The following is a 12,574-nucleotide window of genomic DNA, read 5'->3' on the forward strand; positions in this document are numbered from 1 at the left end:
AGTTGCCGTGAAGTAAATATGCTAACGATTGCTGGTTTCAATCGGATGAAAAGCCCACTACAATAGGCGGCTTTACAGTCAATTACCGTGGTTTGATTTTTATTTTGACTGTCCCTGATCCACCATTTTGATTGAGATAGCATGCCTAGCCCCGAAATTGCCCCGAGCATTGAAACAACATCTAGCATTGACACGGCAGACACTATCTCGCCATCAGAAATGACGCCTGCTCAAATTTTACAAGACGTGTTTGGTTACCAAAGCTTTCGAGTGGGGCAACAACAAGCCATTGATAACGTGCTTGCCGGACAAGACAGTTTGGTGATTATGCCAACTGGTGGCGGTAAATCGTTGTGCTATCAAGTGCCGGCGTTATTGCAATCTGGCCTAACCATCGTTATTTCTCCTTTGATTTCCTTAATGAAAGATCAAGTTGATCAGTTAAAAGCCAATGGGGTGGCGGCTGAGTGCATTAACTCATCGATGGAGCGAGAAGAGTTGATTCGGGTGTATAACCGCATGAATAACGGCCAGCTTAAAATGGTGTATATCTCACCAGAACGCATCTTAAGTCGTGATTTTAGTGAACGTTTAGAACATTTGCCGCTAAGTATGATCGCGGTGGATGAAGCGCATTGTATTTCACAGTGGGGGCACGATTTCCGCCCTGAATATGCGTTGCTCGGACAAATTAAACAACGTTTTCCCCATGTACCGGTTATGGCGTTAACCGCCACGGCAGATGAAGCCACCCGTAAAGACATCATTTCTCGTCTCCAGCTTAATCAACCTTTTGAGTATCTCGGCAGTTTTGATCGCCCCAATATTCGTTACACCTTATTAGAAAAGCACAAGCCAGTTTCACAAGTGATCCGTTACTTGGCGACCCAAAAAGGTCAGTGCGGCATTATCTATTGTGGCAGCCGTAAAAAAGTCGAAATGGTGACGGAGAAGTTATGTAATAACCACATTCGAGCCGCTGGATACCATGCGGGTATGGCGAACGATGAACGGGCGTATGTGCAAGAAGCGTTTCAAAAAGATGATATTCAAATTGTGGTTGCCACGGTCGCTTTTGGTATGGGGATCAACAAACCTAACGTGCGTTTTGTATTGCACTTTGATATTCCACGTAATATTGAATCTTATTATCAAGAAACCGGTCGAGCAGGGCGCGATGGCTTACCGGCTGAAGCGGTGATGTTGTATGACCCAGCTGATATGGGGTGGCTGCGCCGCATGCTGGATGAAAAAGAAGACGGCCCACAAAAACAAGTGGAAACCCACAAACTTAATGCCATGAGCGCCTTTGCCGAAGCGCAAACCTGCCGTCGCCAAGTGCTGCTCAATTATTTTGGTGAATATAGCCCGAAACCTTGTGGTAACTGTGATATTTGCCTTGATCCACCAAAGCATTTTGATGGCACTGAAGCGGCGCGCAAAGCTTTGTCTTGTGTGTATCGGGTTAATCAAAGCTTTGGGGTCGGTTATGTGGTGGAAGTGTTGCGCGGTATGCAAAATATTCGTGTGCGTGACAATGGCCATGACAAGATCACCACCTATGGCATTGGTAAAGAACACAGCCATGATTACTGGGTCAGCATTATGCGCCAGTTGATCCACAAAGGAATGTTGACGCAAAATATTACTCGTAATTCTACTTTGCAACTCACTGAAGAAGCGCGCCCATTATTGCGCGGTGATATGGAGTTACAGTTAGCGGTGCCCCGTTTAGATACCGCGGTACGATCGGCCAAGAATGACAAACTGGTCACCAAAAATTACGATAAAAGGCTGTTTGCTAAGTTGCGTAAACTGCGTAAATCAATTGCCGATGAAGATGGCTTGCCACCTTATGTGGTGTTCAGTGATGCCACTCTGGTGGATATGGCGGATATTCTGCCAACCTCTTACGGTGAAATGTTAGCGGTTAACGGTGTTGGTCAGCGTAAGCTTGAAAAATACGCTGATGCCTTTTTAGATGTGATTCAGGAGCACCTGACGGTAGGTGAAAGATAAGCATGGCAATGTTTAGTCTGCGAGAATTTGATGCTGAAGTTGGCCGGATTATTTTAATCAATCCGAGCTTTGATTTTGATTCATACCCACCATTAGGTGAAAAGTTAGTGTCTTTGTTATCGGCCAGTGTTGTTGAAACTCAAAGCGATGCAGACCTGCATTCTTGGTTGATCGACTTTGAAGGCTGCCAACTATTTTTACGTGCCGAGCATTATTCGGAGACCATGTGGATTGAAGCTTTATCGCCACAAACAGGGGTGGAAGAGCTGCAATACCTCGCTCAGTTATTTGCAATGGGAATAGGCTAGTTCCTCATTTTTCCTAGCGAAAATTATCAGCGAAACACTCGAGTGATAAATCTCGCCACTTGTTTGATAAACGAACAGTTGAAGTGACAATACATTTCGGTATAATCGGCCAACTTTCTGGATAGTCTGACCTTTGAGTCAAGCTATTCACTGTATTTTTAACACGTCATTATGGGTTCCCTCGCCCCCATACACTAAAAAAAGGTCACAATATGTCACGTTCAAACTCTGTGTCTGCGCAAGCAGAGACGACCCAATACTCTTTTTCTAGCAAACCTAGTTTTTCTAAGCCACAACAAAATAAAGCACTATTTTGGTTAGTTCTTTTCCATTTGCTTGTGATCGCATCGAGTAACTATTTAGTTCAAATTCCTTTTACCTTATTTGGTTTACACACCACTTGGGGCGCGTTCACTTTTCCGTTTATCTTCTTAGCCACAGACCTTACAGTACGTATTTTTGGTGCGGGCATAGCAAGGAAAATAATCTTTTGGGTGATGTTGCCTGCTTTAGTGATTTCTTATGCGTTATCGGTATTATTTTTCCAAGGCAGCTTTCAAGGGGCAGGGCAGTTAGCTGTCTTTAATATGTTTGTTGCTAGGATCGCTATCGCAAGCTTTATGGCGTATTTGCTTGGTCAAATTATGGATGTGCATGTCTTTAACCGCTTGCGCCAATTAAAGCAGTGGTGGGTGGCTCCGACCTGTTCGACTTTATTTGGCAACGCTTTAGACACCATAGCCTTTTTCTCGATTGCTTTTTATATGAGCAGCGATCCTTTTATGGCTGAGCATTGGACAGAAATTGCATTGGTGGATTACAGTGTGAAACTGATCATCAGCTTAGGACTGTTTGTCCCAATGTATGGCGTATTATTGAATTATTTAATGAAAAAGCTCACAACGATTGACTCTGCAACACTCAAGCATGAGGCCAATGCTTCATTGTAATGTTAATGTGCTGTTTAAATACCACCGTTAAGAAGCCAGAAATATTTTTCTGGTTTTTTTGTTTTTAATCAACATGTTAATTTTAATATTTTCATTTTATAAAAATTAAATGATATTTTTTCTCATTTAGACTTGATTTATTAATGAGAATGATTATTATTAACAACGTCGAAAGGGAAAAGAGAAACACAGCATTACGATGTTTGATTCTTCGTTTCTTTAAGACACGACATTGCTCACATTGCTTCCAGTGTATTTAGCTTTCGTGGTAGGTGTTTCATTTTTACATCTAACCATCTTTTGCTAAGCGGCATCCATTCGGTGCCGCTTTCTTTTTTTTAGGCTTACCGATTTTATTCCCTTCGTTGATTATCTTTTCTTTTGTTAAATTAATTAGGCACAATTTTTGCGCAACATTGCTTGTGATCAATTGTTTTCCACAAAGGATCCACGCATAACTTTTTAATTAACGATGATCCATATTAATTTAACTTATTGTTTTAATTCTATTTTATTTATTTTTCGTATAAGATCTTGACAATATTTTAATTTGTGAAGAAAAGTTAACAACACAGTTATCCACAGGTGGGTTGCATTGTTTCGTTGATCTATTCACCACTGTGGTGCATGAAATAGGCAAAATAGAAAAAAATGATCAGTTAAGAGGCATTATTTGTTGAAAGCTTGAGCGGTGTGGTTTGAATTTGCGAATGAGGTGATAAACGTCTCGGAATCAGGTCAAGCAGCGAGGCCAAGGAACAAGTATAGGCGTGGATCCGAATCCTTAGACGTGGCATTCTAGAGCTATTATATTGGTTTTCTCCTCAGCTCGGATATCAGACACTATGGCAACAATTGCTGACAATTCATTGATCCTTATCGATGGCTCATCTTATTTGTACCGCGCATTTCACGCTTACCCTGAAAGTATGAACAATGGCAATATTCAAACGAACGCCGTTTATGGTGTTGTGAATATGCTGCGCAGTATGATGAAACAATTTTCTTCTGAACGTATTGCGGTGATCTTTGATGCCAAAGGCAAAACCTTCCGCGATGACATGTACTCAGAATATAAAGCCAACCGTCCTTCAATGCCGCAAGAATTGCGCGATCAAATTGAACCTTTGCACAATATTATTCGTGCGATGGGGTTACCGCTAATTTGTGTGTCTGGTGTAGAGGCTGATGATGTGATTGGTACACTATCGTCACAAGCCTCCAAGCAAGGTATGCCGGTTCTGATCAGTACTGGCGATAAAGATATGGCGCAATTGGTGGATGATAATGTCACTTTGATCAACACCATGACCAATGTGGTGATGGATAGAGATGGCGTGATTGAAAAGTTTGGCTTGCCGCCAGAGCTGATTATCGATTACTTAGCCTTGATGGGTGATAAAGTCGATAACATTCCCGGTGTTCCGGGGGTAGGTGATAAAACCGCTGTCGCTTTATTACAAGGCTTGGGTAGTTTAGACACGATTTACCAAAATTTAGATAAAATTGCCGAGTTGTCTTTCCGTGGATCAAAAACCATGGCGAAAAAATTGTTAGAGAATAAAGACAATGCGGATATGTCCTATCAACTCGCTACGATAAAACTCGATGTGGAATTGGATTACCAACCAACTGATTTGTGTAAAGCTGAGCCGAATAAAGATGAATTAATTAAGTTGTTTGGTGAGTTGACGTTTAAATCTTGGCTAAATGAATTATTAGATGGCGGCGATGGAAAAATAGAAGCCAGTGAAAGTGCTGCTCGCTCGAGTGTTACTGGTTCACCGAGTACGGTCAAATCGGCGACCACTGCTGATGCGCTTGAAGTGGATATGAGCTCGGCCAATATCGATCGTAGTCAATACGAAACCATTTTCGATAAAGAAGTCTTCCTCGCTTGGTTAGATAAATTGAAAGCAACCGAGGTGTTTGCGTTTGATACCGAAACCGATAGCTTGGATTATATGGTCGCAAACCTAGTGGGTTTATCGTTTGCTACCGAAGAAGGCGTGGCAGCTTATGTGCCGGTTGCCCATGATTACTTAGATGCCCCGCAGCAACTGGATCGTGATTGGGTGCTGGAACAACTGAAGCCAATCTTAGAAGATCCGAAACAAGCCAAAGTCGGTCAAAACTTAAAGTACGATGCCAGCGTATTAGCGCGTTACGACATCGACATGCAAGGTATTGAGTTTGATACCATGCTGGCTTCTTACGTGTTTAACAGCGTAGGTGGTAAGCATGATATGGACAGCTTAGCGTTCCGCTTCTTGCAACATAACTGCATTTCTTTTGAGTCATTAGCGGGTAAAGGCAAAAAGCAACTGACCTTTAATCAGCTCGATATCAATGATGCCGCACCTTATGCGGCGGAAGATGCCGATGTGACCTTGCGCCTTCATCACCGCTTACAAGCTGCCTTAGAGCAAGATCCGGGGCTACTTTCAATCTATAAAGAGATAGAAGTGCCTTTAGTGCCGGTAATTTCTCGTATTGAGCGCACTGGCGTGATGATTGATGACATGCTTCTTAATACCCAATCGCATGAGATTGCCGCACGTTTAGAAGAGTTGCAGATAAAAGCGTTTGAAGTGGCGGAGCAAGAATTCAACTTAAGCTCACCGAAACAATTACAAGCGATCCTATTTGAAAAAATGGGTTTGCCGGTCGTGAAGAAAACCCCGTCGGGCGCCCCATCGACCAATGAAGAAGTGCTACAAGAGTTGGCATTGGATTACCCATTACCAAAATTGATCTTGGAGCATCGTGGTTTAGCGAAATTGAAAACCACTTATACCGATAAACTGCCGAAAATGATCAACCCACAAACTGGGCGTGTGCATACCTCGTATCACCAAGCGGTCACCGCAACCGGGCGTTTATCCTCGACCGATCCAAACTTACAAAACATTCCAATTCGCAATGAAGAAGGACGTCGTATTCGTCAAGCCTTCATCGCTCCACACGGTTGGAAAATTCTCGCGGTCGATTACTCGCAAATTGAATTACGCATCATGGCGCATTTGTCGGGTGATAAAGCCTTATTAGATGCGTTTGCCCAGGGTAAAGATATTCACTCTGCTACGGCGGCAGAAGTGATGGGATGCAGCATAGAAGAAGTGACGACGGAGCAGCGTCGCCGCGCCAAAGCGATTAACTTTGGATTAATTTATGGCATGAGTGCTTTTGGACTGGCTAAACAGCTTGGTATTCCTCGTGGTGAAGCTCAGCAGTACATGGACGTGTATTTCGAGCGTTACCCCGGCGTCATGCAATATATGGAAGACACCCGCTCACAAGCCACAGAACAAGGCTACGTTGAAACTTTATTTGGTCGCCGTTTACATTTACCAGAAATTAAATCGAGCAATGGTATGCGTCGTAAGGGGGCTGAACGTGCTGCGATCAATGCACCAATGCAAGGCACCGCTGCTGACATTATTAAAAAGGCGATGCTAATCGTCGAGCAGTGGATTCAAGCGGAAGGGAATGGCGATGTAAAATTGCTGATGCAAGTACACGATGAACTGGTATTTGAAGTGAAAGAGAGTGAATTAGCGCGTATTGAAATAAAAATACAAAAACTGATGGAATCGGCTGCTCAGCTAAATGTGCCATTAGTGGCCGAATTCGGCCATGGAGATAACTGGGATCAAGCACATTAGAATCATGTTACTTTTGTTACACTAAATAACATGAGCCACCTCACGAGGTGGCTTTTTTTTATGCGAAATAAGATGATGATTTATTATGTTATTTTGTTACTTAGACAAAAAAACTGAAAAAAAAGAACAAAAAAACTTTGAACTGAACGGCATTTACGGTAAATTAAACGACGTAGGGTACAGAGGTAAGATGTTCTATCTTTAAGACCTTTTGTTTCACGTTATTGGATTAGGCTGTTTCAGCCGCCCCAGTCAGTTTTTGACTGGGGCGTTTTTTATTGTGGAAAAGGAAAATACAACGATTATAATATGTTGATATTTATTGATTTATTTTCTTGATTCAATAGTGGTTTAGAGCTTGAATAAATATCAAACTCCTCTTTTTTTAAGCCTAATGCTTCTATTTCTTTGTGTTTATACGATTCATTTCTAACCATTTTCACTTTGTTGTAAAACGATCAGTTTTTGATGGCAAATTTCAACTGAAATTCAAATTAATTTACGTTTGAAAACAAGGTTGAGAATGAGATCAAGTTTTTGTTGAGAAATGGATGAAAACACGTCGTTTATTTCGTGAATAAATGGATTTTCAAAGAAGGGGAGCGGAGTGTTTATTTTGGCTAACTTGTGTTTTTTGATGAACTGAACGATGCTTGAAACATAACAAAGAAAACCTCCTTTTATCTCCTATTTTACCCCATCGGCCGCCATGCTTTTGGGGTTTTCTTTTGAATGGGCTTTCCACTTAACATAAAAAAGCCGCTAAAAGGTTTTAGCGGCTTATTCAACGTTAAAAATTTAGAGAACCAAGTTCACTTACTTGTCTAAGTTGTTATCAACTTCTTCTTCTGCAAACTCTTCGGTTAGTTCTTCTCTACGAAGTTGCTCTAGAGTTTCGTCTGCCATTAATGCTGGGGCAAACCATGAATCAAGCTTATTACGCAATTGATCAACACCTAGACCTTTTAATGATGAAAAGACATCGACTTGTACATCACCACAAAATGCCATTGAAGCCTCACGGATTTTAAGCAATTGTGCCTTGCGAGGGCCTTGCTTTAGCTTATCGGCTTTAGTCAGCAATACTTGTACCGGAATATTCACTTCTACAGCCCAGTAAATTAATTGCTGATCCAAATCTTTCATTGGATGACGAATATCCATTAATACCACTAAACCTTTTAAACATTCGCGTTTTTGCAAATATTCACCTAAGGATTTCTGCCATTTCTTTTTTAACTCAACGGGAACTTGGGCAAAGCCATAACCGGGTAAATCGACGATATGGCAATTTTCGGTTACTTTAAACAAGTTAATTAACTGAGTTCGACCCGGTGTTTTACTTGTTTTCGCTAAATTCTTTTGATTAGTTAGACGATTTAAAGCACTGGATTTCCCTGCATTTGAGCGACCCGCAAAAGCGACTTCGATGCCTTCATCTTCTGGTAGGTGTCGAATATCTGGGGCACTCGTAATAAAGTGGGTATTTTGATAATGGATTTTTTCCATATTTGTTAACTCCATCTCCACTTTTGTAGAGGAATGATTGCTTTCATGTATAATTGTGTACAATTAGTTTACTTGTCAGGGGCAAGACTAAATGTAGTGTACCATGAACACTTGTGTATCGTGGTAGTGGAAGCCGAATAATTATAAATGGAATGTCATGAAAAAATTAGTCCTCATTTTTAGTTTAATTGCCAGTTGTTCTGTGTGGGCGCAAGGTAGCATTGACGCGGGCAAAGAAAAATCAGCCACTTGTGCCGCTTGCCATGGTGCAGATGGTAATAGTGTTGTCACGCAATACCCAAAGCTTGCGGGTCAGCATGTTAAGTATCTTGAAAAACAGCTACATGATTTGAAGTTGGGTATGACTAGCGGTGGTAAGCAAGGTCGATATGATCCGGTTATGAGTGCAATGGCGATGCCATTAACTGATCAAGATATTGAAGATTTGTCGGCATATTATGCTTCTTTACCACAATCGGAAGGCTCAACACCTGAGAGCGTAGTTGAAAAAGGTAAAGCGCTTTACTTCGCTGGTGATGCAAGTAAAGGTTTAACTGCTTGTAGCGCTTGTCATGGCCCTCGTGGTGAAGGCATGGAGTTAGGTGGTTTCCCTAAAATCTCTGGTCAACAGGCGGATTATGTAAAGGCTCAGCTGATCAAGTTCCGTTCAAGCGAACGTAATAATGATATGAATGAGATGATGCAAGATGTGGCTAAAGGTTTGTCTGATGACGAAATCGACACTTTGTCTCAATACATTGGTGGTTTGCATTAATCATTCAGTGTGTTTTGAACCAAGGTTATTAGAATTGGTTTGATTGAAACTCACCTTGAAATAAAGCCTTCTTATTGCTTAATGCCAATAAGAAGGCTTTTTTAATGGGTTTTAGGCGATTCTAAGGAATGTTTGCTAAAATTGATTAATAAAACTCCACTATAAACTTCATTTCTGGTATGTTGCGCATCCTTAAGATAAAGGGGTAAATTGATGGATATTTACTCGGTTGCGTGAAAGCCATCAAACTGATGCTTATGTTGAAGATGAGCATTGTCAGTACTTTCAAAACGATTGTGGTATTTCAACGCTAGAATTCTCAAAAATGCGTTGTGGCACCGACAGAAAATCAATGTATGATCTTTTTAAAATACCCCTAACGTTTAGGTGAGATAGGCAAAATATGATGTTGCCACCTTCATTTTGATCACCTAGATATAGCGAAATTGACGAGTTGACATCGCCGGTATAAGAAAATCCGAGTGGTGATTAACTTGAGCTTGAATTTATCAGTAATGATGTCATGTTACTGAAAAAGGCGCAGTGATAAATGGCGACCTTTACGATAGGAAAATAAAGAATGTCACGTAATAAAAAATCTAGAAAACCAGGTTCTACAGGCAGTGAAGAGCTGATTGTTACTCGCAACCGTTCTGAATCGGATGTGGAAGGGCGTTTAAGAAAGCGTGCGAATAAGCGTAAAGGCTTAAAATCAGGTAGCCGTCATTCAGATGGTTCGGATGAACGTCATTCGGGCAATAGAGGGCAATCGAAAGATCCTCGTCATGGTAGTAAAAAGTTGATTCCTCTTGTTGTGGAAGCAAAAGCAAAACCAAATAAGCAACAGCGTAAATTGAATGCGCAGCAAGAGCTTGAGGCTATTCAAAATGATCCTCAATTGAATGTCTTGATTGATCGCTTGGAAAATGGTGAAAAATTAGGTGCTGGTTTACAAACTTTCGTTGACCAAAAACTTGATCGCTTAGAAATATTGATGAAGCAACTGGGTATTTACGACGATGAAGAAGACGAGATAGAATCGGAACCAAACTTTGAACCTGAGTTCAAACAAGAATCAAGTCCGAAGAAATCGAAAAAGCCTGCTTCAGATGAGGATTTATTGTCGCAGTTTGAAGATTTGGATTTAAACGATTTTAAATAACACTTATCACCTTTACTGATGAGCAGTAAGGGTGTTTCTTGAAAGGAATGTCATGCCTATCGTATTGTTAGCTATTGTTGGAGCCATCATTATTGTTGCCTTAGCCAGCTATGCTGGTTTTTTGCTAATCAAAATAAAAAAACAAAAGCAATTAATTGAAATTCAACAGCAAATAGCAATAGAAAAGCGTAATAACAATATTTTTGAAAACGTTTCTACTCTATGTAAAGCGGGCATGCAGCAGCAATGCGATTTATCTGAAATCGTCATTCGTGTTTATTGCATAATGGACTATGTTCAAGGTGACGACCGTGTTGATTTTTCAGTAGATTACCCAGCCATTTATGAGTTGTATAATATTGTAAAAGACATGGGGCGTGGTGAAGAGCGCCAACAGCTAGAAAAGAAAGTTCGAATGAAACAGACATTGGAACGACAAAAAGCTGAAGCTCGCCTAACGGATGATATATTGAAAGAACTGACTCAATTAAAACAAAAAATCGAACCTCTTAATAATCAGATCCCAATAAAAATGATATAGAACAAGTTGAACTGCATTTACACCTTTATTGGTATATCAATATTCGCGGATAACAGATATTCATAGTAAGCTCACTTAGTTAGTGAGCTTTGTCGTTTAGAATTTAAGTGGTAATAAACATGTTGAAAGAGCAAATTGTTTGGGATCAAGCGATGCTAGAGAAATATAACTATTCTGGTCCGCGTTACACTTCTTATCCAACAGCCGTTGAATTTCACGAAGCGTTTACCATTTCTGATCTTGATATGGCTTATGCTGATTATCCTGATCGTCCGTTATCGCTTTATATCCATATTCCTTTTTGTCACAAGCTTTGTTACTACTGTGGCTGCAATAAAGTGATTACTCGCCATCAACATAAAGCGGATGATTACCTACAAATTCTTATTCAAGAAATCCGTGAACGTGCACCATTAATTCGCCAGCGACAAGTTAGCCAGTTACATTTTGGTGGTGGTACGCCGACATTCCTGACTAAAATTCAAATGACTCGCATTATGACCGTGCTGCGGAGCGAGTTCACCTTTACTCAAGATGCGGAAGTGAGTATTGAAGTTGATCCGCGTGAAATTGAGCTTGATATGCTGGATCACTTGCGCAATGAAGGCTTCAATCGTCTGAGTATCGGTGTACAAGATTTTGATAAAGAAGTTCAACAATTGGTTAACCGCGAGCAAGATGAAGACTTTATTGTGGCTATGGTTGAAAAGGCCAAACAACTCGGTTTTCGTTCAACCAATTTAGATTTGATTTATGGACTGCCTAAGCAAACATTAGCGACTTTCTCAAATACACTGGAGAAAGTATTGGCGATGCAACCTGGTCGTTTATCTATTTTTAATTATGCTCATATGCCACAACTGTTTGCCGCGCAAGCAAAGTTGAAAGAAGAGGATATGCCTTCTGCTGAGCAAAAAATGGAAATCCTCCAATACACCATTAACACCTTAACTGGCGCTGGGTATCAATTCATCGGTATGGATCACTTTGCCTTACCAGATGATGAACTTGCTGTCGCGCAAAGAGAAGGTGTATTGCACCGAAATTTTCAAGGTTATACCACACAAGGTAACTGTGACTTAATCGGCTTTGGTGTGTCGTCTATTTCAATGGTTGGCAATAGTTACGCACAGAATCAAAAAGAGCTGAAGAAATATTACGCTCAAGTTGACGAGCAACGTCAAGCGTTATGGCGCGGTGTGGTATTGGATCAAGATGATCTTATCCGACGTGAAGTGATCAAACAGCTTATCTGTAACTTTACCCTAGATAAAAATCAGATTGAGAAAGCGTTCAATTTACGCTTTGAACAATACTTCCAAGATGATCTAGGTTTGCTACAAACCTTTATTGATGATGAACTGGTTGAAATGAGTGAATCACACATTAAGGTAACGCTACGAGGAAGATTGCTGATTCGTAATATCTGTATGTGTTTTGATAAATACCTACGCAGCCGAGCTCGCCAGCAACAATTTTCTCGAGTGATCTAGTTCAGATTAATTCTAAAGTTAAGGTAAGATTGCGAAGCGTAGTGTTTAAATACAGTACAATGGCTTAAGTGATAAAAAGCGATGTTAGATGAACTCTAGCATCGCTTTTTTGATCTCAGCCTCCAATTCCAGAAAGAGAAATTAAGCCATTA

9 protein-coding genes are annotated in these 12,574 nt (G+C 40.8%); 8 read left to right on the forward strand and 1 reads right to left on the reverse strand.

Features of this window, described 5'->3' with window-relative positions; genetic code table 11:
• The first annotated feature begins 219 nt into the window (after positions 1-219).
• The 4 genes from recQ to polA all read left to right on the forward strand — a co-directional run bounded on the left by recQ (position 220) and on the right by polA (position 6,942).
• Entirely contained in the window at positions 220-2,019 is a 1,800-nt protein-coding gene (recQ, locus tag A1QC_RS01525) for an ATP-dependent DNA helicase RecQ (protein WP_050990346.1), read from the forward strand.
• A gap of 2 nt (positions 2,020-2,021) precedes the next feature.
• Complete coding sequence (locus A1QC_RS01530) at positions 2,022-2,327, forward strand: DUF3630 family protein (protein ID WP_017026607.1); 306 nt, start codon at positions 2,022-2,024, stop codon at positions 2,325-2,327.
• 212 nt (positions 2,328-2,539) lie between these two features.
• A complete protein-coding gene (locus A1QC_RS01535) occupies positions 2,540-3,277 on the forward strand; it encodes a 7-cyano-7-deazaguanine/7-aminomethyl-7-deazaguanine transporter (RefSeq protein ID WP_017026608.1) in 738 nt (245 codons plus the stop codon).
• A gap of 845 nt (positions 3,278-4,122) precedes the next feature.
• Complete coding sequence (gene polA, locus A1QC_RS01540) at positions 4,123-6,942, forward strand: DNA polymerase I (protein WP_017026610.1); 2,820 nt, start codon at positions 4,123-4,125, stop codon at positions 6,940-6,942.
• 816 nt (positions 6,943-7,758) lie between these two features.
• Here the strand turns inward: polA and yihA are convergent.
• The gene (gene yihA, locus A1QC_RS01545; protein ID WP_017026611.1) at positions 7,759-8,451 is read right to left on the reverse strand and encodes a ribosome biogenesis GTP-binding protein YihA/YsxC; all 693 of its coding nucleotides are present in this window, start codon (positions 8,449-8,451) and stop codon (positions 7,759-7,761) included.
• Positions 8,452-8,608: 157 nt separating this feature from the next.
• Here yihA and A1QC_RS01550 point away from each other — a divergent pair, with 157 nt between their 5' ends.
• The 4 genes from A1QC_RS01550 (at position 8,609) to hemN (ending at position 12,422) form a co-directional block, all read left to right on the forward strand.
• On the forward strand, positions 8,609-9,226 hold the full coding sequence (locus A1QC_RS01550) for a c-type cytochrome (protein WP_017026612.1): 618 nt from the start codon (positions 8,609-8,611) through the stop codon (positions 9,224-9,226).
• Between the two features lie 580 nt (positions 9,227-9,806).
• A complete protein-coding gene (gene yihI / locus A1QC_RS01555) occupies positions 9,807-10,388 on the forward strand; it encodes a Der GTPase-activating protein YihI (RefSeq protein ID WP_017026613.1) in 582 nt (193 codons plus the stop codon).
• A 52-nt stretch (positions 10,389-10,440) separates the two neighbouring features.
• Complete coding sequence (locus A1QC_RS01560; RefSeq protein WP_017026614.1) at positions 10,441-10,929, forward strand: DUF2489 domain-containing protein; 489 nt, start codon at positions 10,441-10,443, stop codon at positions 10,927-10,929.
• A gap of 119 nt (positions 10,930-11,048) precedes the next feature.
• Positions 11,049-12,422 (forward strand): oxygen-independent coproporphyrinogen III oxidase, encoded by a 1,374-nt coding sequence (gene hemN / locus A1QC_RS01565; protein WP_017026616.1) that lies wholly within the window; start codon positions 11,049-11,051, stop codon positions 12,420-12,422.
• Positions 12,423-12,574: the final 152 nt, after the last annotated feature.

Source organism: Vibrio rumoiensis 1S-45 (genome assembly GCF_000286955.2).
Classification (GTDB): Bacteria; Pseudomonadota; Gammaproteobacteria; order Enterobacterales; family Vibrionaceae; genus Vibrio; species Vibrio rumoiensis_A.